A 24,030-nucleotide genomic window follows, 5' to 3' on the forward strand; every position below is an offset into this window, starting at 1 on the left:
ACTTACTTGAAATATAAAATAACATTATGCGAATATGCTATTATTAGAAAAAAACAGTTTAATAAGGAGATTTTTAAATGGAAAATTTACAATCGATTGAACAATTTGAAGAACTAAAAAAGGGTGAACATACGATATTTGTTTTTTCAGCAGATTGGTGTGTAGATTGTCGTGTCATTGAGCCTATACTACCTGCAATAGAAGAAAATTATGCTAATTATCGTTTTGTTAAAATCGACCGCGATCAATTCATCGATCTATGTATCGAATTAGATGTCTATGGTATTCCAAGCTTTCTTGCTTACGATAGAGGGTATGAAGTTGGCAGATTTGTTAGTAAGGACCGCAAAACACAACAAGAAATCGAAGCTTTTATGGATGGATTAAAAGCATAATTTACTTAGAAATCTAATCTCGGCGTATATGCTAGCGAGCACTGAAAAAACTCCCCAAAAAGGAAATATCAATTTGTTAGGAGTTGCCTATTTTTGCATGTTGAGTATGTCGGAGATGCCCTTCTTATAATCGTTTCAACAATAGTAAAGAAAAGGCTAGCATAGGCGGTGGTTAAGATGGAGTCACAAGTATATCGTGTTTTGATGATAGTGGCTTCTATAGTTATTGTTATGCCTAAAATAACCAAACATAAAGAGCAGCTAAACAAGAAAACGGCTCGCTATCAAGAATTTTTATCATGGCGAGCCTTTTCTAATAGGGCATCACCGCATGACAGTAGATGGTCGTTTCAACGACTACTTATCACGTCATGCCAAACCAAACCACTATAGAAAGCGAAGCTACTCTCAACGTAAGATGTGTTAAAATCACTATGGTATCGAGGGTAACTTCGCTATTGCTCGTTCTTAACAGGGCTGTGCAACTCGGTGGAAATTTTCGCCAAGCTGAATTTAGCGCAGTTTTAAAAAAAACTCTAGTGCGTGCATTTTAGCTTTCAATCCGTTGTAAAGTACCATTTATAAACGGAGGCTTGTCATGAGTTGTGTGACAAGTGGTTTCCCTAATTCTTCCAATGTTACATCATCTAGTTGTAATCCCCAGTAATAAATGGCTCCCATCAAGCATTGGACAATCATCTGAAAAAACACCTTCGTGGACTCAACGTTTCGAATGGAACTATCTTCTTTTCCTTCTTCAATGATTTGGCGCAGAATTACATACAGTTTACGGTTCTCATTTGTGAAAAAAGTATGCTCATTACTAATGATGGCTGCGGAGTAAATGACACGCATTAAATCCTTGCCCATCTCTTTTTCAATACAACGAAATACAGCAAGACAGAAGGCTTCCAATCGTTCTATTGCTAAAGTGTTTTGTTGCTTTATTTCCTCGTAGATATGAAGATATTTTTCATCCATTTCCATAAAACGCATCATGAAAATACTTGATTTAGAAGGGAAATGTTGATAAAAAGACCCCTTGGATGTTTTACTCTCCTTGACAATTCGATCCACCGAAACGTTATCGTAACCTAGGGTTTTAAATAAATCGAGTGCTACGGTCATGATATGAAGTTGTGTTTGAAGACCTTTTGTTGTTTTATTTTCTAAATCCATTAGTCTGTGCTCCTTAATGAAAAAATATTCAGAAATATTTGACTATAACCTAACCTCATTATATCATTAGACTGTAGTCTAGTCTAATGAGGTGGGGTGATAAAAATGGAAAAGCTGAGAAAGGCGGAAGAACTAGCACCTTTGTTTAAAGATTCTATGCGTTTGTTAGTCGGGGGTTTTGGCATTTCAGGTACACCGTTAACTTTGTTAGATGCTGTTGCGCAGTTTGACACAGGAAATTATGAGGTTGTCAGCAATAATCTTGGGGATGACGGGAAAGGGCTCCATAAAGTGTTCGAGGCAGGAAAAATCGATAAAGCCATTGGATCGTTTTTCACGATTAACAAAGAAGCTATTATGGCTTGGTCAATGGGGCAATTAAAAATTGATTTAATACCACAGGGAACTTTAGCAGAGGCAATTCGCTGTGGGGGTGCTGGCATTGGTGGTTTTTATACACCAACTGCTGTCGGGACACGACTAGCAGAAGGAAAAGAAGTGCGTGAAATTGATGGCGTTCGTTATTTATTTGAGAAAGCCATCAAAGGGGATATCGCCCTCATTAAAGCAGCGAAAGCCGATAAAGCAGGCAATCTGGTGTATCACACGACTGCAAGAAACTTTAACCCGATAATGGCCACTGCCGCTGAAGTAGTCATTGTGGAAGTGGATGAAATCGTTGAAATTGGGGAGCTAAGCCCTGAAGAAATTGTCACACCACACATCTTTGTAGATTACGTAATTGAAAGTAAATACATCAAACAAGGGGGGACCTATGTTGAAGCCAAATAGTCGAGAAATAATTGCAAAGCGTATTGCAGGTGAGCTAAAAGACGGCGATGTAGTAAATCTAGGTGTAGGAATTCCAACGCTTGTTTCGAAATATCTTGAAGATAAAAAGATTTATTTACAAACTGAAAATGGCTTAATCGGCATGGGCCCACCACCGAATGACCATGAACAGGACATAGATTTAATCGATGCCAGCAAAGCTCCTGTGACAATAACACCCGAAGCATCATTTTTTGATAGCGCTTTCTCGTTTGCAATGATTCGAGGGAAACACGTTGATGTCGCCGTTCTAGGAACACTGGAGGTTGACCGTTATGGTGAGATTGCGAACTGGTCTGTGCCGAATCAACCAATCTTAGGTGTCGGTGGCGCGATGGACTTGGTCGCTGGAGCGAAAAAAGTAATCGTGGCAAGTACTCTTTTTACAAAAGATGGTTCGTCTAAATTAGTGGAATCCTTAACGCTAGATTCTAGCGGTGAACGCCGTGTTCATCAATTTGTGACTGAGTATGCGAACTTTATATTCCAAGATGGTGAGATTTTCATCAAGGATATTTATGGTGATTTAACATTTGAAGAATTAGAATCACGCATTGGCTTACCGTTAAGACGAAAAATAACTATCTAATTGAAGGAGGAAGCGTATGTGGAGTTTGATTACGATTACGATTTCTTTAATTCTATTAATCGTATTAGCACTAAGAGGATTTAGTATTATCATCATCGCTCCTGTCGTAAGCTTATTCGTCATGGTGACGAATGGATTTCCAGTTTTAGAGACGTACCAAGAAACATATATGACAGGGTTTATCGGCTATGTTCGAAATTATTTCCTTATTTTTTTATTTGCAGCGATGTTTGGTAAGCTTATGGATGATAGTGGTGCGGCTCGTCAAATCGCCAATCTTTTACTTCGAATTATCGGAAAAGATAGTAAATATAAAGTGTTAGTTGCGATTATGGTTATCTGTGCGTTCTTAACGTATGGTGGTATAAGTCTATTCGTCGTTATTTTCGCAGTATTACCAATCGCGAAACCGTTATTCAAAGAGTTAGATATTCCGTGGCATCTATTCATGGCCTCATTTTTTACAGGGATTGGGACCTTTACAATGACGATGTTACCAGGAACTCCTTCTGTACAGAACATTATCCCAACAAAGTATCTTGGGACAACCGTTACAGCGGCTCCATTACTTGGGATTATCGCAGCGGTGTTCGTCATTGCGATTAACTTATGGTACATGAAGTTTGCGTTAAAACGTTCAGAACAACGCAAGGAAACGTATGCAGGTATGACAAACCCAGATAAAGATGGCACAGAAGGCATCAAGGATATCTACGAGGGGCGTGCATTACCAAATGCGATTGTAAGTTTAATTCCGCCAGTTGCTTTGTTGCTTGCCCTAAATATCTTTAAGGTTGAAATCATTTACACGTTGATGGGCGTTGTAGTATTAGCGACCGTATTGTTCTGGAAGTATATTGAAATCAAGAAAAATACACTGAACGAAGGGGCTGTATCGGCGGTACTGCCAATTATCAATACGAGTGCTGACGTTGGTTATGGCTCGGTCATTGCGATTACAACAGGTTTCGGTATCTTCAATGAAGCGATGGCGCAAATTCCGGGCAGTCCACTGATTTCACTGTTCTTAGCCACAACGGCACTTGCAGGAATCACGGGGTCTTCAAGTGGTGGACTTGGGATTGCAATGGAAGCGCTATCATCTACTTATCTGAAAATGGGATTAAATCCAGATGCGATGCATAGGGTAGCGGCTATTGCGTCGGGTGGTCTAGATTCACTACCACATAATGGTGCCGTTATTACGATTTTAGTAGCTTCAAAGTTAACACATAAAGATGCTTACAAGCATATCTTTGCGGTTTCTGTGATTGCACCATTAATTGCAAGTATTCCAATGCTAATCGCAGCCGTTTTATTATACTAACTATTTAGGGGGAAGCTAGATGATTCGAAAAATTGGGGTTATTGGTTCAGGAACAATGGGGTTTGGCATTGCATTTCAATTTATCACGAACGGAATGCCTGTTATTTTACAGGATATTAACGAAGAATCTCTACAATTAGCGCGCGAAAAACTGAAAACCTACTTGAAGATTTTCAGAGAGGAGGGGACAGTATTTGAAGATGTAGATGAAACAATTATAGCACGCTTAACATGCACTACAAATATTGAAAAGCTCGCTGAGTGTGATTTGGTCATTGAGTCTGCAACAGAAAATCTTGCGCTCAAGCAGAAAATCTTCAAACAACTGGATGAGGTTTGCGCTGCACATACAATTTTAGCCTCAAATACGTCAAGTTTAAAACTTTCAGAAATTGTACGTCATCTTGATAAGCGTAAGGATAAAGTGATGCTCACACATTTTTTTAATCCAGCGCATATTGTACCACTTGTGGAGCTGCTTAAGGGTCCTGATACAAAGCAAGAAACATACGATGAAGTGGATGCATTTATGAAAAAAATGGGCAAAGTGACGATTGAAGTTCGCCGTGAAGTGCCAGGTCTAGTTGTCAATCGTATTCAGGTAGCATTAGCGCGAGAAGCCTTAGCTTTGTTAGAAGACGGCGTGGTGTCAGAGCAGGATTTAGAAAGTGCTATATTCGCAGGTCCAGGCTTCCGATTTGCGTCGAGTGGTTTACTGAAGATTATGGATTTTGGCGGACTGGATATTTGGGGCATCGTATTGGATCAATTACAACCAGTGGTTGAATCGAAAGTTCGTTCGTTTAACGTGATTCATGATAAAACCGAACAAGGCAATCTAGGCGTCAAATCTTCTAAAGGTTTCTTTGACTATCCGGGAAAAGGCTTAGATGAATACGTAATCGAGCGAGATCGTTCATTGATTCAACAGCTAAAAACATTTCATAAAATTCAAAGGGGGATGGAGCATGCGTAATATTTTAGTGACAGGTGCAGGCGGCGGTTTAGGCGCAGCGATGGTGGAGAAATTTGTTGCACAAGGAGATTATGTATTTGCCGCAGATTTAAAGATAGAAGCAGCTCAGGCAGTGGCAGATTTATATCCAGGGAAGGTAGAGGCGATTGCGTTAGATGTTTCGAATACAATTTCTGTCCAACATGTTATAAATAGTATTTGTGAAAAACACGAACTTCATGTGCTTGTCAATAATGCTGGGCTGCAATATCGTGCTAAAATTGAAGATTTTCCAGAAGATCAGTGGGATTTACTACAAAATGTCATGTTAAAAGGGCCATTCTTAATGACGAAATACGTGTTCCCCTATATGAAAAAGCAACAACATGGGCGTATCGTCAATATTTCATCGGTTCATGGTGAACTGGCAACACCTGAAAAAGTGGCATATGTTGCAGCAAAGCACGGTGTCATTGGTTTAACACGTGTAGCAGCACTTGAAGGGGCAGCGCATGGAATTACGGTAAATGCCGTTCTACCAGGTCCGGTAAAAACACCTTTACTTGTGAAACAATTAAATGATCTGGAAGAGAGCAGAGGCATGTCAGAAGCCGAGGCATTAAATGAAATTGTGTATCCGAAGCAAGCGATGCAACGTTTTATTACAGCTGAAGAAATTGCAGACATTGTCTATTTCATTTCTTCGAAGCATGCAACGGGTATTACTGGCGAAGCACTGAATGTTTCAGGTGGTATGTAAAAAAAGGGGGATTGAATCATGTCGACATATATTGTAAATGGTAGTAGAACGGCATTTGGTACTTTTGGGGGTGCCTTTGCGAATACAACTGATATTGATCTTGGTGTTGTCGTTGTTAAAGAAGCATTACAGCGTTCAGGGGTGGAAGCAACTCAGATTGAAGAAATCGTCTTTGGTAATGTCATACAAACAACAAGTGCCTCATCATACTTAGCGCGTCACATCGGCTTAAAAAGTGGGTTATCGCAAGAAAGTACAGCTCTTACAGTAAACCGTCTATGTGGCTCGGGCTTACAAGCGATTGTCTCCGCTGCACAGGAAATTGAACTGGGCAATGTGCAAGCAGTAATTGCGGGGGGGACAGAAAATATGAGCCAAGCACCTCAAGTATTACGTGGTACACGCTTTGGATCACCCAATCAAGCACCAGTGGTAGAAGATATGTTGTGGGCGACTTTATACGATGAGGTTGCAGGCTGTGGTATGGGGATGACAGCTGAAAACTTAGCGGAGAAATACGCAATATCACGCGAACAACAGGATGAATTCTCCTACAATTCACATAAACGGGCAGCTGAGGCTCGTCGTTCTGGCCGTTTTGCCGAGGAAATTGCACCAGTATTGGTGAAAACACGTAAAGGTATGGTGGAAATAACGGAGGATGAGCATATCCGCGAAGAAATTTCGATGGAAGCCCTAGCAAAACTAAAACCAGCATTTAAAAAAGATGGATCGGTATCAGCGGGGAACGCGAGTGGTATTAATGACGGCGCCGCAGCAATTGTCCTTGTATCAGAAGCTTTCTTACAGGAGCATCAGTTACAGCCATTAGCAAAAATCGTCGCTTCTGCAACGGCAGGTGTCGATCCAACGATCATGGGAATTGGTCCAGCTCCAGCGATTCGTAAAGTATTGAAAAAAGTAAATTTAACAGTAGAGGATATCGGTTTATTTGAACTCAATGAAGCATTCGCAGCACAGTCATTAGCCGTTTTAAAGGAATTAGGCATTAATCAAGAAAAAGTGAATGTCAATGGCGGGGCAGTAGCACTGGGGCATCCAGTTGGGGCAAGTGGTGCGCGTATTACTTACTCGCTGGCATTAGAGATGCAAAAACGAGGCGTTCAATACGGCATAGCGAGCTTATGCATCGGTGGCGGACAAGGGATTGCTATGTTACTAGAAAATCCAGCGTTGTAGTGTGGATTTACATGGCTTAGGGTTATCTAGCAATGCTTAGTAGCAGGAGAACTTTTTTAGCTTTACTGTGAATGAATGGTGTGGCAACTATACACATACATGATTGCTAATCACTTAAAGTCGTGAGCGAATTGTGAGCAAACGCAAAAGTAGTAGTATTTCTTCATTTGATAGAATTTTATTATTAATAGTAAATCATTTAAAAGAGACTGGGACAAAAGAGAAAAAGTGTTAGATTGACTGATGTCGATCTAACACTTTTTTGCTGTGAACATTGATGTCCACTACGGCGGACGCTTTCCGGGGGCGTGGTCTGAGCCTGTAGCCTCAGTCGTCACGCTAATCCCCCAGGAGTCGCCGCCTTCGCTACCATCAACTAGTGCTCTTTTCTAAATTTTTCTTCATTTTAGATAACAAAAATTTAATAATACATTTGCTGCTCTTTCTTAAAATTTAAAGTTTTGTCCCAGCCTCTTTAATCATTTTATTTTCTCTGACAACTATGCATACAGGTGTAAAACTAACTACATGCATGAATGCTTCAGGCTTTGATAAAAAGATAAAATAAGCAGTATAGGGGATTCACTGTTATCGCTAGATTTTACTTTTGAAATTTTAATAAGTAATTAATACCATTTATACCTATATATTACATAAATGTTATAATTTCATGGATATGTGACTACCTTTATTAGAAAAGGGTACATTCATTATTATAACTTAGGTTTTATTAGGAGGTTTTCACGTGTTTAATAAGAGAAGGTTTAAAATCGGAATCTTACTGTTCATCTTCACAACTGTTCTTTTTGGTTGCCATAATCAAAATGACAATGTACAGGTTCCTAAAGGCAATTTATTTAATGTGTTTATGGGAGAAAGTAAAACTTGGGAACTGAGCGGGTATGAAATCGAATTAACGCCTAATTCCTCTAAATTTGGGAATGGGATATTAACTATGAAAAATACAACAGAATATTCCTCTGACTTTTTTTCATTTGAAGTCCACGCAACAATAAATAATAAAGATGAAGTAATGCAAAAACACCAGTCGTCCGGTGAGCAAGTAAATATTGCTACTAAAAAAATGGGGTCAATAGAAGGGAATGAACTTCCTTCTAAAAATGGTGACTATATTTCAATAAATGATCTTAGTGATATTTATATGATTATAAAGTGGAATGATCAACAAGGGAATAAGAAAGAAGAACGAATAAATTTAAATTAGGGCTTTATTAAAGATAGAATATATGCTAAAATTTAACATAAATAGGAAAGGTGGTAATTTAATGAAGAAAATTACAAGTAAATTTTTTGCATCAATTGCTTTACTGTCCTTAGTACTAGGTAGCTTTGGTCTTACGAATGCACATGCCAGTACAACTGAAGTTGAAAGTTTTAAGCCCTGTGTAGCTGATTTCTCAGATTATGAAAAGCAGCAATCAGAAATTATTAAATCCGATTCTGGCAATATCGTTTATGAAGTGAAAGATTTAGCTAAAGCTGCGGAGGAATTAAATATTCCGTTAGAACAAGACGGTGAACAGTTAGTTAGTCTTGCGTATGCTTATACAGCACAAGAACAAGAACCGCCAGCTATAGCTCCTCGCGCGCTATATTTAAAAATCACTCATACAGGAGAAGCTTGTGGACAAGAACTAATTCGCTCAAGTTATTATCAGGGACCATCAACTGCAAAAATGTCTATTTCGGAAGGTGTCACTGCTCAATGGTCAACTAATTTTGAAGTAGATGCTCAGGTAGTAAGTTCGGCAGTAGGTTTTACTGTGACAAAGAATTTTACGGTTACTGATGACTATACGATTGCAGTGCCAGCTGGAAAAACGTATAACATTAAGGCATACCCCATTTATTTAGTTAAAAATTTTGAAATTTGGAATGATCCAATTATTGGTTGGGATACTTTAAAAGGAAGCGGCTATGCGAGTAAGCCAATCGGTGTATGTTTCGCTGTTTACAAATAGTTCTTTAAATGCTGACTGTCTTTTAAATAAAATCCGCGAATAGTATAACAAGTCTTACCCCCTTCCTATTATTCAAATAAGAAGGGGGTATTAATATGGAATAAATTAAATTAACGGACAAATATACCCTTGAAAAACACGTTAGAAAGCATATTATTGGGAATTTTGTCTGATGCTCTTCAAGCTCTGAAATCACTGGAATTGTAAAACAATAAGATCATAGCTGTGGCTGACTGATAGGGAATATGGAATACATAATCACAGGTACCATTAAAATGTTGCTGTGGATTTGGGCGTATCCACTTCGTGTCATCAGGTATTCCGAAGGGGCACAAAGGATAAAGTAACCGATGCATTAAGTTATTGAACGCAGGGTAGTGGAAGAATAGAAGTTTACTTATTTTGTTAAAATAAGTAAAATGAATAATGATTACTAAATAGAGGAGTCGCCAATTAAGTATTCAACATATACATTCTTTATAATATTGTCCCTTCAGGTTGAGGGGTCTTTGGCTGTATTTTATAACGTATTTCTATTCATCCCCCTGGGCATGTATGTAGTAGCTCTGTTCAAATTACATAAGGTAAAGAACGTAATTACTATGGTTATTTTCAGTTGTGTAGCAATCGAAATTTCCCGACTTCTTTTTAGCGGTTTGGATTAGTTGTGCCACGGCTTTGAGATGGAAATTGGCTACATGCTACTACTTAAAATTTTCGGAGGTATACTTGGATTTTTGTTTGGGAAAGCAACGATAAAAATTTTCTACAGACAAAAATTTACAATGGAAGCCGAAGCATCAAATACTATTTAACTCACGGGGGCGTTGATTCAAGAAAGGGTCAACGCTCTTTTTGTTGAACGAAGGGGGAATTTAATGATGAATGATTACAAATATGAAGAGTTTCTTGGAGATTTACATATGGGTAGAGAGATACATTTCAATTATAAAAGGGAAAATTACTATATAGGTCGTGGAACAGGTCGGTATATGTTTTGGAAGTTCTATGATTCAGCAAGTGAAATCATAGGAGAAGATGTTGAAGATTTACTACGAAAAGTAAATCTTGAAGGTAAACTAATCAAGGAAGTTTGGGATTTGATAACGATTGATAGTATTTTCTGATAGAAAGAAGTTGCGAAATGGACGGAGCTTTACTGGATAATTATTTACACTGAATAGGGGTGAGACTATTGAGGATTGATACTATGTCCCTAGTGATTTTTGTCATTGTTTGGGGCATGCCAACTTTTATGGTGGTTAGAGGTTATTTAAACATGAATACGGATGATAGAAAATCAGCCATGTATACTTTTAGGTCCCGTCATTTTATTGTTACAATTGGATTTATCGTAATAGGGTATTTTCTTACGCATGTAGGAACGTTATTTGCCGTAAGCATCATGCAAATAATCGGTGTTACGTTAATGATTTTAGGCGGAATCTTGTCAATGTTAACCACGTGGAAGAAAAGCAAAATCAGCAGTATGTTAATACTTGTTGTATTAACAATCGTAATTTACATAAATGTTTTTTAACTTCCTTTATGGGGCTCTAATAATGAAAATGATAGCGACGGTACTCGGCTAGTAAGAAGGCATCTCAAGTAGAAAGAGGAGAACGGAGTAAACACGATAGTCAATTTACTGACGGTAATAGCACGATTGGTTCAACTAACAATCAGCGGGGCTGAAGAAAATTCCGCTGATTGCAGTTTCACTTTATATTTCAAGATTTTACGTTGCAACATCATCTGTCTTTTCATTTATGACTAGTTATAAGAATTGTGCTAGTACCGTAGCTTTTTTCTCGTGGTGCACAACTTTTTCACGTCATTGACGTCCGGACATTCAGTTTTTCCTTTACGACTGAATCAAGAAGGTCTCTCGGGTTAAGTCCAAAAAGGCTTCAATGGCGGGGGACATCCATTTCTCTTCATGCCAAAACATTTGGGAAGCAAAGGAGACGGCTGTTAAATCCCACGGCAGTAGAACCAACTCACCACGATTCAGCTCTGCCGCTACGGCCATTTCAGGCAAGATGGCGATGCCCATCCCTATTTTGGCACATTCCTTAATGGCCTCTGCACTGTTAAATTCCAATTCCGTAATGTTGCCCATGGCTTTTTGCGAAAGGCTTCGTTCAAAAAACATCCGATAGGAGCAGCCCTGCTCCGTTAGCAGGAACGTTTCACCATTAAAATCCTCAATCGTTAAGTCGGTCTGTGAAGCTAACGGATGCTCTGGTGCGACTAATAAATAAAAAAGCTCGTCACGCACCTTTTCCCCGCAGATTCCTGTCTCTCCTTTCATCTCATCGAGCATAAAAATAATGTCCGCACTCCCTTCGCGCAAGCTTTGCTTCAGATTCGGCGAACTGAGCGGGCGAAACATCAATCGAACCCCCGGATAACGCAAACGAAATCGGCGTAGTACAGCCGGAAGTCGGTATGTACACAAGGTTTCATCCGCACTTATGGTCAGTGTACCGGTCATTTCGCCAGATTGCTTCACAGCATACTGCGCTTCTTCCAGCTCACACAAGATGTGATCCACATAGCCCAGAAAACTTCTGCCCGCATCGGTCAAAGCCACCTTTTTTCCAAGTCGGTCCACTAGCTTGACGCCAAGTTCATCCTCCAATGATTTCATCTGCATCGTAACTGTTGAGGGAACGTAGTTCTGCACTTCCGCTGCGCGGGTAAAGTTGAGTGTGGTAGCAAGGGTATGAAACGTTTTGAGTTGACGCAATTCCATCCTGCAAAACCTCCTTATATTCAAAAAAAATGAACGTTTTGTTCATAAACGTTTCTTTGACTTAACAATAACATCCTCGTAAAGTTATGACAAGAAAGACAATAAGTCTTTGATGATAGAGAGGAGATGTTGTTATGAAAGATAATGAACTGTATGAACTAGGGGATGTAGCACTGCAATCCGGTGATACTCTTCTGAATGCGATACTGGCATATAAAACTTACGGTACGTTGAATGCGGCCAAAAACAATGTGGTCGTTTATCCTACTTGGTTTGCAGGACTACATACTGATAATGAATGGTTGATTGGACCTGGTAAGGCACTAGACCCAGAAAAGTATTTTATCATTGTCCCTAATATGCTGGGAAACGGGCTGTCCTCTTCACCAAGCAATACACCACCGCCTTATCAGCAAGCACACTTTCCACACGTTTCTATTTATGATAATGTGCGACTCCAGCATCAACTGGTGACGGAGAAATTTGGCATTACAAAAATCGCACTTGTTGTCGGTTGGTCACTTGGTGCTGTTCAGACCTTTCAGTGGGGGGCAAGTTATCCCGATATGGTCGAGCGCATCGCTCCATTCGGTGGAACCGCTAAAACCCGTCCTCATGCAAAGGTTGTATTCGAGGGAATGATTGCCGCGCTTCAAGCTGATGCTGCCTGGCAGGATGGTTATTACAACGAGCAGCCGAAAGCTGGATTGGCGGCCATGGGGCGGGTATATGCGGCTTGGGGCTTCTCTCAGGCTTATTATCTGGAGCAGCTTTACCAACAAGAGGGCTACAACACCTTGGAAGAATATCTCGTAGATTACTGGGATCAAGTGTTTTTCAGTTTTGACGCCAATAACCTGATTACCATGCTACGCACCGGCATCACCGGAGATATTAGCGCAAACTCAATTTATAAAGGTAACTTCGAGCTTGCATTAAGCAGTATTACAGCGAAGGCGCTAGTCATGCCTGGAAGCACAGACCTGTTCTTCCCTCCGCAAGACAATGCGTATGAAACCCAACACATGCCAAACGCCATTTTCCTCCCGATTGAATCCAAGTGGGGACATTGCGCGGGTATCGGACAGCATGAACAGGATTCGGAATGGATAGATGAACGGCTCAAGCGCTTCATGCTCGAATGAAGATAAAGTAGTAAATACTTTTTTCAGCAATTTTTATGTACCATTGTTTCTCATAGTCGGTTTAATGCTCATCATCTATGGCTTTTTAAGAAGTAACGATACTTAAGTAACGGGATGCAATAGTTGAAGAAAACAGTTGTACTTGAGACAGCGGCTTTCTTCAACTATCGGTGCAACAATGTTTAAAAAATTTATACATATTCGAGGTGATTAAATGAACTTTCATTTATTGGGTGAAGATAATGAAAGAGTAGTGATGGAGGTATTATCAAGAAAGTATCCTAATAGTGCTGATTATTGGGATGTTAATTGGATTGATTCAAAAATAAACGTTGAAATCCCTGGTTATTTGGTTCAATTTTATGCGGATTTAAGAACAGATGATGTAAGAGATTTTGTGGATGAACTAGAATTAATGAGTAGTAGCTTACAGGGAAAAGCCATCCTAAAAAATTTAGAGAGTACCATTCATTTCGAATGTAAAATGAACTATTCTGGTCAAATAATGTGGTCAGGTGAGACTTGTTATCCTGCGGGTTATGGAGCTGTGTTAAAGTTTGAATTTAAATCTGATCAATCATATTTGAAAAGGTTAATAAAAGAATTAGATGATATATTAACTGTTTTCCCTGTAATCGGAAAGCCATAGTCGGGATACAATGAATCCTTTAACATTGAATGGCTATAGTTATGCGAATAATAATCCAGTGATGAAGGTGAATCGGATGGTGAATTAGCTTGGTGGATAGGAAAGCAATTACAAGAGGATTTTAAATGCTTTGCCTATGCTTTTTAAATTATTTAGTTAGTTAAACATAAAAGTTTATAAGGTTTTAATTGGGCTAAATTTGTTACAGCATCCTAGTTCATAACTATATAGTAATTAAATCTATACACGGCTATTCTTTGTGCATAGAAATGAGCCACATAAAATCAGCTTCTGGAATAATTTGAATGTCCAGGCCGTGGCTAATGAAGTGCTCAGCTTTTACTTGTTTCGTACTTATACCACGTCGTTTATCTCCAAGAATTAGGAAATCTGTGTCCTGTGTAACAGCACCTTGCATAATGCCTCCAAAAGCTTGTACATGCTTTGCAGCCTGTGAACGTGTCATCGTGGAAAGGGCCCCTGTAAAGACAATTTGTTTTTGATTAAATGGATGTATCAGGCATTCCGATGGCTCACAAAGGAAAATGATTTCTGTGTTGTCTGTCTGTTTGTTCATGGTGCTTCTCCTTAATTGTATAGAAAGATTGATGAATACCATCACACGTTATTTTTTTGTCATACTCGTTTTCGTACAATTATCTCTCAGAAATTATTGATCGTCCTGTATTTCAATATTCAAATACAATAATCGATGAATTTATTTTTTAAAAATAATGTATCTAACTGAATAACATACCCTAAAGAAATAAAGTTTATCGTTAATATGTTAACATAGACTTTCAACATTGAACTACATGTGTTTAAGCAGATGCAGTTATTGTGATGGTAGACGTTCAGATAGATTGGAAGTATGAGGTGAAATCTTATGGCTAAAATTGACAACATGATGACGATTTTATGGATGTTGCATTCAGGCAGGAAAATAACTGCCCAGCAAATAGCTGAAAAGTTAGAGATGAATATCAGGACTGTTTACCGTTATATCGATGCACTTTCGGCCAGTGGTGTACCGATTATCGCTGACTCAGGTCATAATGGGGGCTATACCCTGTTGCATAATTTTATTGAAAGTCCTCTTCTTTTTGAAGTGGAAGAGCAAACGGCATTACTGCATGCGGCTGCTTTTGCACAAGAAGCGGGCTATTATTTAGGAGAGGCATTAGATAGCGCAACATCAAAGCTAAAAATGTATGCAACTCAACAGCAGGAAAGACTGATTCAGCAACATTTACAAGGTCTTACAGTATTAAGTCCAATGGCAAAATCAACTGTAGAGCCGGTTTTGAAGAAATTGGAGCAAGCTATCGTACACGAATCATCAGTAGATATTGAATATCAGACAAGTCATGAAGAGCAAGCCACACGTAGGATTGTTGATCCATATGGTCTTGTTTATTGGAATAATAACTGGTATGTCATAGCATTTTGTCATCTAAGGAATGAACTGCGCAGTTTTAAAGTGGAACGCATTATTAGTATTAATCAAACAGCCATTACCTTCCAGCGACCAACGTTTTTTTCGGCAGGTGAATTTTTTATGAAAAGCTTACTGCCAGCAGTAGCAGATAAAAAAGGGCTTATGCCTTTAGTCGTTGATGGTAAGGCAAGTGCGCTAGATAGCTTATGCCAGCATTGGTTTTTAGGACATCACATTAAAGAGCGGACTGCAAATAAAGTGATATTTCTTCTGGAAGAAGAAGCGATTCATACATATGTACCTTATTTACTGTTACCTTATGGCAAATCTATTCAAGTACTGGAGCCAAGCAGTTTGAAGCAAACAATTATTGAAGTTCTTCATGATTTAGTGCATTATTATCAAGTTTAAAAACTTTACTGACGAAGGATGTCAGTAAAGTTTTTTTATAATGGGGTATATCGACGAATGAATGACAAAAGGAGTGTGTAGTATGCATAGAAAACAAGTGTATCTTTATGTATTTGATACGATGGCAGACTGGGAGGTAGGTTACTTAATTGCTGAACTAAACTCGGGAAGATATTTTAAAAAAGATTTAGCACCTTTAGGGGTGGTAACAGTAGGCGTAGATAAAAACCCTATTACTACAATGGGCGGAGTGAATATACTACCTAGTATTTCGATTGATGAATGCATATTGAAAAGTACGGATGTTTTAGTGCTCCCAGGCGGAAATACGTGGACAGAAGCAATGCATGAACCTATTTTGAAAAAAGCTTGTCAAGCTTTATTAGAAGGTACTGTTGTTGCAGCGATTTGTGGTGCAACAGTGGGGCTTGCCAACAGGGGCTTGCTAGACGCAAGAAGGCATACAAGCAACAATCTAGATTATTTGAAAATGGTTTGTCCTCATTATAGGGGAGAAAAATATTATGAAACGGAACCAGCAGTTACTGATGGCAATTTAGTGACTGCGTCCGGAATAGCGCCGTTGGAATTTGCGATGCATGTATTGAAGGTGCTAGATGTCTTTGCACCAGAGGCATACCATGCATGGTTCAATCTTTATAGGACGCAAGAATCAAAATACTTCTTCGAGTTAATGAATGCTGTTAAATAGCCGATTAATAAAGCAAGATGCCATGGAGTACGATGGGTTGATTTATGGAAGAAATAGATTAGAAAAAAGTTGTCCATAATCCGGTATTATATTGGTTTTTATACCAATGTTTAGTATTTTGTATAATGAATATTTCAACATAACGTTTAAAAGTTGACGCTTAAAATATTGTATTTTTATAAAGTGAAAAACATTAATATATGTAAAATTATGTTTATTTATATAAAATATGTTATTTTATGGTATGATAAGTATTCATAGTGCAGTTTTAAGGTTTTCTTCATTTAAAACAAATTTTATAAGGTGGTTTTGAATTTGAAAAAGCTTATATACTCAGGACTAACGGCGGCAATGATGTTGACTATAGGGAATCCTGCAACTTTTGCCACAGAAAACATACCAACAGATGATACGGAAGAAGTAAAAAGTATTGAGGTACCTTTAGCGGATGTTTTAGATACATCGTTATATGCAACTAATCCGTCTACAACAAGTATCCTATCTAAGGATTTCGCTACTTCAACAGGGCAGACCGGTAAAATTAAATCTATCGGACAATACATTGATTTAACCAAAGTAATTCCTGATGATGCAACAGTAGTCAGCATCACTATTTACTGTCCAACGAATACAACAGTCACACAGTCAAAATATACATCGATAGACAACTATCTGATTAGTAATGGCAGTGGTTCACCAGTTGCTGTGAAATTTCAGAAAACGGATAGCCCAACATCTACCAGTAAAACAACAGCCTTTAAGGATAAAAAGGCGAATATTAAGTGGTTCGTCCAACTAGAAGGAACTATTCTTATGCAGCATACAGGCATGGATGGATTCACGGTTTTAGGCGGAAAAATGATAGTGGAATATAAATAATTTTTTAAAAACTGCACTATGTTACAACTTATAAATCATGTACATATATGCCTAATTACGTTATTTCTGAATGCTTCAACTGCTATCTATCGACAGCCATTTTTTTAGAACAATTCATGATACTTATTATAAGGCGGTGGCATAAATTATGAAAATCACTACTTTATCACAACTACAATCTAAATCTGTATACACAACGAATCATCATCACGAGAAAAAAGACAAGCAATCTCTTTTAACGGACACCTATGAATTTACCGGAAAAAGCGCAGAGACTGCCACGTCATTGTGGAACTATTCAGCAAATGAAGTCGGTAAGACATCTACGATAAATCCAGTTTCATCGCGCCTAAATGGTTTAAATACACCTAATTGGGATGTGATCCCGACAAAAGGTATGAACGTTCCCCCACAGGATGAGTTAATAAACCAAATGAGAGAAGTAGCTAGAAGAACGGCATTAGCTGCAAAGTCGGCACGAAGAAATGGTGATGAAAGCACAGCGATTAATCTGCAAATTGAAAAATTACTGGCCCAGTATATTTCACCGGTATCTCCCGATCGAAAAGCATTGCATCAACAGGCGATGAAGGCAATCAAAAAACATGAATCTGAAAATCACATGACACCCGTGGGAGACCCATCACTTGTGGATTATTTAAATAAAATGGATAACATACCAACAGCAACAAATAAATCCCTGTCACTATCAGGTGGTGGAATTGTTCGTCCAACAATGAATTCTTTAGGTGGGTATGACTATGATGTAATGGTCGGAGGACATACATTACTAGCAAGTGTTAATGGAAATTGGCATTATGGTCTAACACCAGCAGAATCGATGAAAGAGAAAGAATTTTATCAAATGTATTGGTCATTTGTAGATGAAGCGAAAAATGAATTGAAAGAGTAGTTATATAATTTAGGAGCTATGATTTACAGAAACAACTTTATGGTTCTAATTAGTTCAAGAAGAAATTGTCTAACAAACTATAAATTATCCAAGTATAGGAGATGATTTAAGAAGAAGGGTTTTCGTTATTCTTATTGTTGAACTTACTGTACGTACGATGCTGATTAGTTTTAAAATGACAGGAAAATATATTAATAAACCATAGATACACCATTTTATTTAGGAGGAGCATTGTGAAACCGTATCCAATAGTAGTGCTAATGATGATAGGCTTGATGTTAAGTGCTTGTTCAGGTGGTGGGAAAGAATATGATTTTTATGGAAAAAGTACCAACTGGATTGTTAAGTACGAGACTGAAATAAGTAAAGAAAGAGAATGGGCAGATTATTCAATTGAATATATCGGAAAAGATCCTGCACCATCAATGCTTGGCTATAACATAGAGAGTTCATGGTTTGAATTTGGAAGCAAACAAGAAAGATTCAAGCATCGAGGTAAAAATGTTATTTCTGGTAATAGTGAGTGCACCGGACCCCCAACAAACAATAAAAGTTGTCAGGCAATGATTGAAGAAGATGAACAAATAAAAGCAAAAATAGAATGGAACGGCAATTCTGAAGTTATTATTTTAAACAGAAATTAACACAGAAAAAAAGGGTGGCACATGAAAGAACGAAGACCCTTTATTGAATATACCTAAAAAAGCAGACCACCCCATGAAGGGTGGTTTTACTTATGTAGGTATCTAATTGGCTGGACTGATACATAAAATAAGTTATCCAAATGAATATTATATGAGGAATTATTAAACCAAGAGCAGGTTAATGGAGATGAGCGCAGTGAAAAATTAACGATTATTTATGATGGAACACAAAATAGCATAACATTGGCGTTGCAAACATTCTTGGACAAAAGATTTTGTTTGTCATTAAAGGTACCAGCATTTGTTATGTTTGATGAACGAATTTATGTCTTTCGTAAGGACACCCTATCATAAAGGGGTGTGATGTATGGCAGTAAGGATTTTATTATTAATACTATTTGTTAGTCTTCATTTTTCAACAGGTGCTTGTGCTGAAGTTCCACTTAAAGCTGCTTTTATACGAGATCATCAGCTTTGGATGAAAGAGGGCGATAAAGAAATACAGCTTACGACAGGTCGGGTTGTATCCTCACCACAGTGGTCAAAAGATGGTCAGTTTATTGCCTATTTAGCAGGCGACGAGATTGGTGAAAAAACGTATTTGTATGTGTATGATTTGCAGAAAAAGGAAAGCTATCAGCCGTATCCAGCAATCGAAACAAGTGACATTAAATGGTCGCCAACATCCAATCAACTGGCTTGCATTTCACGCGGTGTCCTAAATGTGACAAAAACCAAAAATGGGCGACCCGAAGGTTTTGAAAATGTATCTCTAGGTGTTAGTGATTTTGAATGGTTTCCTAATGGAAAAGAGTTTATCGTTTCATCTCAATCTAATTTGCTTCCTACTGGATGGGAACCAGTTCGTCTTTTTAAAGTGCCCGTAGATGCTAATATTGATTCGAATAAAATAAAGCTTTTTTACACCATTCAAACAAATACAAATGACTTATTTGCCATTGATGCAAATTATTTTAAGTGGAGCCCAGATGGAAGCTGGGTGAGCTTTCTATTAACACCTACTACGGCTTGGTCCAATGATAGCAATACACTATCTGTCATTTCATCAGCTGGAGATCACTTTCAGGTGATAGGAAAAATGCTTGGATATGAAAATTGGATAAAGTGGGCTCCTACAAAAAATCAACTAGCCTTCATATCGGGTGAAGGAAGATTTTTCGTTGTAAACAAAAATACAGCCGTTACCGAGATCCCTACATTGAATAAACAAAAGGACTACACACCTAAAGGGTATGTAGATCTAGATTTGGAATGGCTTTCTCCAGATGAAATAATTGTTGCTCGGGCAAAAGAAAACAAAGAGTGGAAAGTGGGACCTGTTCCAACTATGTTTACAGCGCTCTATATAATTAATCTTGAAACAGCAGAACAAAAGCAACTTACATTTCCAAAGAACAATAACATAGATAATACACCTCAAGTGGTTGATTCAACTATTACTTGGTATCGAACATCTGAAAAAGAAAAACAAGGAGATGTTTGGGTGAAAGATAGTATAGATGGTCTAGAACAACTATGGTTAAAAAATGTAGACTCTGCACCAACTTTTTTTATAAAAAGTAATTAGGTTATAATTTTATGCTTAGAAAAAATGCAGACAACGATATTAACTTACTTTTAGTAGTAGCTGGAACAAAGATCAGACAAAAATGAAAGCAGCGCGCTTTAATGTTTCAAATGGTGAATACAGTATACCTAATTTGTATGTTCCCCTTTATGAAGCTAACGGGGTTTTCATGGAAGATTGTTGAGCTGTTTAGACAGCTCTTTTTTCTTCTGCAAGGAGATAGAAGTAGGGATTGCGAAAGGGACTAAGTGTATGAATGGGTACCCGGCAATTGTTTTGTTTAAAAAACCATTTTTTACAATATCATGAAACTATTCTTTGTTACTTGCGTATAGTAATTAATACGAAAAAGTAGGTGAGTGATTGAAGGTAGAACGTGTGGAACTGATGGACGCATTGAGGGGTTTTTCGCTAATCGGAATTTTAATAGCAAATATGCTTCATTTCCAATTTGGTGCATCAGGAGTAGAGATTATTGAATCGGCGAGCGGGCTTAATAAAGTAAGTTATTATTTTGTGAAAATTGTTGTAGAAGGGTCATTTTATCCGATTTTTGGTTTTGTATTTGGGTATGTTTTGATAAAAATGATGGCATCACGAGAGGCTTCGGGGTTACAGTACAAAAATATTGTGTTTCGGCGGGCAGTCGGCTTGTCCGTACTAGGGGCGATGCATATTGCGCTTGTGTGGGAAGGCGACGTATTATTAACATATGGCTCGACTCTTTTCATTTTATTATTATTCTTCTTAAAGCGCCGTGTGAAAACGTATTTTGTGTGGGGCTTCATTTTAACAGCAATCCTTGGAGTGGGAACCCTTTTTGGCAGCAGTTTTATACAGCTCGTGAAACCTTTAACGGCAGCGGAAATCCAGATTTATCAGGACGGTACATATGCAGAAATATTTACGCAACGATTAGGTGACTTTATTGTAGAGGGTGGCTTTACACTATTATTCGTCCTACCAATTGGCTGGCTTTTATATGTTGCGATAAGCTTTCTTGCAGTAGGTCCATTTGTATTATTCGGAATGGGCATGGCGAAAAGGGGTGCATTTTTACAGCTAGAAAATAGCACTCGGACATATAAAAAAGTGGCGCTGTTCGTACCAGTCGGACTATTGCTAAAGGGGATTATTATTTTTGACACGCCGTACAGCTTATTTATTTATTCGGCAGGGACATTTGTGTTAGCGATTGGTTATATTGCCTTATTTGCATGGTTATTTAGCCGCTATCAAACGCAAATGAACGATTATTTTGCCCCAATCGGTAAACTATCGCTCACAAACTATTTAATGCAATCGTTCATTTGTACGCTTATTTTTTATGGTTACGGTTTTGGGTTGTTTGGAACATTGGGTGTATTTGTTGGCATCCTTTTATCGGTCATCATTTATGGCATTCAGTTAAAAGCAAGTCAACTATATTTAAAGCGCTTTTCACTCGGTCCAGTAGAAACAATTTTAAGGTGGTTCGTTTATTTAAAAAATCCTCGGAAAGTGGATTAATATTGTGTATCGGGTGAAGCCGTGTTGCTAAAAGTAACCTAAAAATCTATTGAATTTTATACAAATCTTGGTTTAGAGTTTGACCACTGTGTTGAGGATAAATTAGCTTTTTTGTGGATTGAAAAAGATAAAAGTGGTTGTGATTATGGAAAACCGATAAATAGAAATTCAATATCATCCTTCAATCAGACATATAGCTTTTCAAATCTCGTTGGAGGGATACAAAAAATCAGTTAGTTGGCTTAAAGATATGGGGTATGAACCAAGAGAAGCATTTGGTTTTGAGCCTCTTGAACCTTTTGGAATGGTCTATTATAGAAACGAAGTAAGATGTAACATCAAAAAACTGCATCCATTGGATGCAGTCTTATTTTTTTTTAATCAGTGTATCCCCAAGAGCGATTCCAACCATAACAACCAAAACCGTTAGAATTAACAGGGCCTGTAAAATAAAATACGCAACTTGATCGAACATCGTATCTCTCCTTCTTTTCGTAATAATTCCTACCTTATATTCTGAAATTAACCAACTCTTATTGAAGAGTCAAACTAATCAAGCACAAAATCATTTGTGCTTTTTATAATATAGTTTACTTCATTCCAACGTATGTATGCAGTCGTCACCATTAATATTTTATGATCTTCAATAATAGGGCACGATTGTTGAATAAGCATCGCTGTTCTTCTTAAACTAACGGAGCAGCTTAGTTTAAGAAGGAATGATTGTAACTGAACAGGATAAACTTAACCTAAATATAATTTAAGGTGATGAAATTGGGTAAAAGTAAACCTCTTCTATTGGTTTTATTTAGTATATTAATTTTGGGGTTGTATTATGGAACAGTAAATGCAAAAGCGAACGATACTCCTGCTATTTTTGAGGAAAAATTTACTGAAGTCGGACAACTCAATCCTTTAGAAATACAGTTAATGAATTTCGAATAGGGCCATATTATTGAAGAAAGTAATCACATATTTATATATAATGCATTTCAGATTGTGAAGGATTACACTTAAAGTAACGGCGCAGGTTAGTTGCACAAGATTATGTTTTAAATTGGAACCTTTACTAATATATACCGTCAAACATAGGTATGGAGAATTATTGTATTTTTGAAAGGGGGAATTAGAGTTGTTTAAAAAAGTAGCTATAATTTCAGGAATTATAGTTAGTTCAATTTTGTTAGTTGGGTGTAATGGAGAGCCGGAAGTGGAAGTAATAGATGCTCCGAAAAACGGGGAAAATGATGCGAATTTATCACCAGAATCAAATTTTTTATCAGAATTACATAATGACATAATAGTATCTATTACAGAACAAACGGAACTTGATAGTGAGTCAATGGCAATATCGTTAGGTGGTAATTTTAAAGAAATGTCTGTATCAGTGAGTTTCCCGAAGAATGTAAAAGTTGATAATACGATGATTCAACAAATAGTTGAAGATTCTATAAAGAAAGTTTCTGAAACAGAAAACGTAACAATTAGCGAAGAAAATATAACAATAGAAATTGAGAAATACTAACGAAGAAATTCTTAAAGGATACAATCAACTTTATAAGATTGTGAAAAAATGTACTTAAACAAACGGGTGCATTAGCAGAACAAGGCTGCCTTTAGGTTAGCTTTTTCTTTTTGAAAACTAAATAAGCAACAGCAGGTTAGTTAAACTAAGGGCAGTTTGAAGGAGGATATGGAATGACTGAATTATTTTTATTTTATTATTTTTTACCGTTGTTATTTTCTTTTTTATGGTTTATCAATTTAGTTCAGCTATTAGAAAAACTAAAACAAAATAGAGATATTAAAAATCAAAAAATACTGGGTTCCCTATGGAGTATTTGCTTAACATTTTCGATTCTTTTATCAGTATCATTATTATAGGGATTATTAGAACTATTCTCCTTTCGAAATCAAACGATTTAATTATCTCCGCTTAGATTATGTAGTTTTATTTGTTAGATTGTGAAGGAATGTACTTACAGTAACGGGGTTCTTTATCGAACTAATGGAGCAGCATTCCTGTTTGAAGGATGTTCGAGGTCTTGAAAGAAAAGGAGCCCTCTAGTATGATGCATGAGTGTCAACGACCATTGACCCATCATCAAACAAGGAGGACTCCTTTATGCATTTTAAATGGAATAATAAAATTAATCAAGTTACTGA

At 37.6% G+C, this 24,030-nt stretch carries 25 protein-coding genes; 22 read left to right on the forward strand and 3 right to left on the reverse strand.

Annotation, left to right across the window (positions count from 1 at the left end; all coding sequences use genetic code 11):
* Positions 1-77 precede the first annotated feature (77 nt).
* Positions 78-395, forward strand: a complete 318-nt coding sequence (locus C9J35_RS19720; protein WP_107926154.1) for a thioredoxin family protein — start codon at positions 78-80, stop codon at positions 393-395.
* Positions 396-974: 579 nt separating this feature from the next.
* Here the strand turns inward: C9J35_RS19720 and C9J35_RS19730 are convergent.
* Complete coding sequence (locus tag C9J35_RS19730) at positions 975-1,574, reverse strand: TetR/AcrR family transcriptional regulator (RefSeq protein WP_107926158.1); 600 nt, start codon at positions 1,572-1,574, stop codon at positions 975-977.
* Positions 1,575-1,679: 105 nt separating this feature from the next.
* On the opposite strand from C9J35_RS19730, the gene C9J35_RS19735 reads away from it, so the two are divergent.
* From C9J35_RS19735 to C9J35_RS19780, 10 genes are all read left to right on the forward strand, one after another.
* Positions 1,680-2,366, forward strand: a complete 687-nt coding sequence (locus C9J35_RS19735; RefSeq protein ID WP_054768568.1) for a CoA transferase subunit A — start codon at positions 1,680-1,682, stop codon at positions 2,364-2,366.
* Positions 2,350-2,994, forward strand: a complete 645-nt coding sequence (locus tag C9J35_RS19740; RefSeq protein ID WP_107926159.1) for a 3-oxoacid CoA-transferase subunit B — start codon at positions 2,350-2,352, stop codon at positions 2,992-2,994. The genes C9J35_RS19735 and C9J35_RS19740 overlap by 17 nt, the downstream gene beginning before the upstream one ends.
* 16 nt (positions 2,995-3,010) lie before the next feature.
* Positions 3,011-4,321, forward strand: a complete 1,311-nt coding sequence (locus C9J35_RS19745; RefSeq protein ID WP_107926161.1) for a GntP family permease — start codon at positions 3,011-3,013, stop codon at positions 4,319-4,321.
* A 19-nt stretch (positions 4,322-4,340) separates the two neighbouring features.
* Complete coding sequence (locus C9J35_RS19750) at positions 4,341-5,297, forward strand: 3-hydroxyacyl-CoA dehydrogenase family protein (RefSeq protein ID WP_107926163.1); 957 nt, start codon at positions 4,341-4,343, stop codon at positions 5,295-5,297.
* The gene (locus tag C9J35_RS19755; RefSeq protein WP_054768563.1) at positions 5,290-6,036 is read left to right on the forward strand and encodes a 3-hydroxybutyrate dehydrogenase; all 747 of its coding nucleotides are present in this window, start codon (positions 5,290-5,292) and stop codon (positions 6,034-6,036) included. The genes C9J35_RS19750 and C9J35_RS19755 overlap by 8 nt, the downstream gene beginning before the upstream one ends.
* 15 nt (positions 6,037-6,051) lie before the next feature.
* Positions 6,052-7,236 carry a thiolase family protein gene (locus tag C9J35_RS19760; protein WP_107926165.1) on the forward strand — a complete coding sequence of 395 codons (1,185 nt, stop codon included), beginning with the start codon at positions 6,052-6,054 and terminating at the stop codon, positions 7,234-7,236.
* 745 nt (positions 7,237-7,981) lie between these two features.
* Complete coding sequence (locus C9J35_RS19765) at positions 7,982-8,461, forward strand: hypothetical protein (protein WP_107926167.1); 480 nt, start codon at positions 7,982-7,984, stop codon at positions 8,459-8,461.
* Between the two features lie 61 nt (positions 8,462-8,522).
* Positions 8,523-9,218 carry a hypothetical protein gene (locus C9J35_RS19770; protein ID WP_107926169.1) on the forward strand — a complete coding sequence of 232 codons (696 nt, stop codon included), beginning with the start codon at positions 8,523-8,525 and terminating at the stop codon, positions 9,216-9,218.
* An 878-nt stretch (positions 9,219-10,096) separates the two neighbouring features.
* Positions 10,097-10,345: a hypothetical protein gene (locus C9J35_RS19775; protein WP_054768560.1), complete on the forward strand. Its 249-nt coding sequence runs from the start codon at positions 10,097-10,099 to the stop codon at positions 10,343-10,345.
* A gap of 68 nt (positions 10,346-10,413) precedes the next feature.
* Positions 10,414-10,758 (forward strand): hypothetical protein, encoded by a 345-nt coding sequence (locus C9J35_RS19780; RefSeq protein ID WP_107926171.1) that lies wholly within the window; start codon positions 10,414-10,416, stop codon positions 10,756-10,758.
* A gap of 324 nt (positions 10,759-11,082) precedes the next feature.
* On the opposite strand, the gene C9J35_RS19785 is transcribed toward C9J35_RS19780, so the two are convergent.
* On the reverse strand, positions 11,083-11,976 hold the full coding sequence (locus tag C9J35_RS19785; protein ID WP_107926173.1) for a LysR family transcriptional regulator: 894 nt from the start codon (positions 11,974-11,976) through the stop codon (positions 11,083-11,085).
* A 134-nt stretch (positions 11,977-12,110) separates the two neighbouring features.
* On the opposite strand from C9J35_RS19785, the gene C9J35_RS19790 reads away from it, so the two are divergent.
* Both C9J35_RS19790 and C9J35_RS19795 read left to right on the forward strand, forming a co-directional pair.
* Positions 12,111-13,121, forward strand: coding sequence for an alpha/beta fold hydrolase (locus C9J35_RS19790; RefSeq protein ID WP_054768558.1), 1,011 nt, complete (start codon positions 12,111-12,113; stop codon positions 13,119-13,121).
* Between the two features lie 214 nt (positions 13,122-13,335).
* Complete coding sequence (locus tag C9J35_RS19795; protein WP_107926175.1) at positions 13,336-13,770, forward strand: WapI family immunity protein; 435 nt, start codon at positions 13,336-13,338, stop codon at positions 13,768-13,770.
* Between the two features lie 250 nt (positions 13,771-14,020).
* Here the strand turns inward: C9J35_RS19795 and C9J35_RS19800 are convergent, their stop codons facing one another.
* A complete protein-coding gene (locus tag C9J35_RS19800) occupies positions 14,021-14,347 on the reverse strand; it encodes a BRCT domain-containing protein (RefSeq protein ID WP_054768556.1) in 327 nt (108 codons plus the stop codon).
* A gap of 309 nt (positions 14,348-14,656) precedes the next feature.
* Between C9J35_RS19800 and C9J35_RS19805 the strand changes: the two genes are divergently transcribed.
* The 9 genes from C9J35_RS19805 (at position 14,657) to C9J35_RS19850 (ending at position 23,748) form a co-directional block, all read left to right on the forward strand.
* On the forward strand, positions 14,657-15,619 hold the full coding sequence (locus tag C9J35_RS19805; RefSeq protein WP_107926177.1) for a helix-turn-helix transcriptional regulator: 963 nt from the start codon (positions 14,657-14,659) through the stop codon (positions 15,617-15,619).
* A gap of 82 nt (positions 15,620-15,701) precedes the next feature.
* The gene (locus C9J35_RS19810) at positions 15,702-16,331 is read left to right on the forward strand and encodes a type 1 glutamine amidotransferase family protein (RefSeq protein ID WP_107926180.1); all 630 of its coding nucleotides are present in this window, start codon (positions 15,702-15,704) and stop codon (positions 16,329-16,331) included.
* Positions 16,332-16,646: 315 nt separating this feature from the next.
* Positions 16,647-17,210 (forward strand): hypothetical protein, encoded by a 564-nt coding sequence (locus tag C9J35_RS19815; protein WP_054768555.1) that lies wholly within the window; start codon positions 16,647-16,649, stop codon positions 17,208-17,210.
* Between the two features lie 148 nt (positions 17,211-17,358).
* On the forward strand, positions 17,359-18,123 hold the full coding sequence (locus C9J35_RS19820; RefSeq protein WP_107926182.1) for a hypothetical protein: 765 nt from the start codon (positions 17,359-17,361) through the stop codon (positions 18,121-18,123).
* Positions 18,124-18,356: 233 nt separating this feature from the next.
* The gene (locus tag C9J35_RS19825; protein ID WP_054768552.1) at positions 18,357-18,767 is read left to right on the forward strand and encodes a hypothetical protein; all 411 of its coding nucleotides are present in this window, start codon (positions 18,357-18,359) and stop codon (positions 18,765-18,767) included.
* 367 nt (positions 18,768-19,134) lie between these two features.
* Positions 19,135-20,355 carry an alpha/beta hydrolase gene (locus C9J35_RS19830; RefSeq protein WP_107926184.1) on the forward strand — a complete coding sequence of 407 codons (1,221 nt, stop codon included), beginning with the start codon at positions 19,135-19,137 and terminating at the stop codon, positions 20,353-20,355.
* A 363-nt stretch (positions 20,356-20,718) separates the two neighbouring features.
* Positions 20,719-21,864 (forward strand): DUF418 domain-containing protein, encoded by a 1,146-nt coding sequence (locus tag C9J35_RS19835; RefSeq protein WP_107926186.1) that lies wholly within the window; start codon positions 20,719-20,721, stop codon positions 21,862-21,864.
* Positions 21,865-22,996: 1,132 nt separating this feature from the next.
* Complete coding sequence (locus tag C9J35_RS19845; protein ID WP_107926188.1) at positions 22,997-23,389, forward strand: topoisomerase; 393 nt, start codon at positions 22,997-22,999, stop codon at positions 23,387-23,389.
* Positions 23,390-23,562: 173 nt separating this feature from the next.
* Positions 23,563-23,748: a hypothetical protein gene (locus C9J35_RS19850; RefSeq protein ID WP_107926190.1), complete on the forward strand. Its 186-nt coding sequence runs from the start codon at positions 23,563-23,565 to the stop codon at positions 23,746-23,748.
* Positions 23,749-24,030 lie beyond the last annotated feature (282 nt).

It is taken from the genome of Lysinibacillus parviboronicapiens (assembly GCF_003049575.1).
In the GTDB taxonomy this organism is placed as follows: Bacteria; Bacillota; Bacilli; order Bacillales_A; family Planococcaceae; genus Lysinibacillus; species Lysinibacillus parviboronicapiens.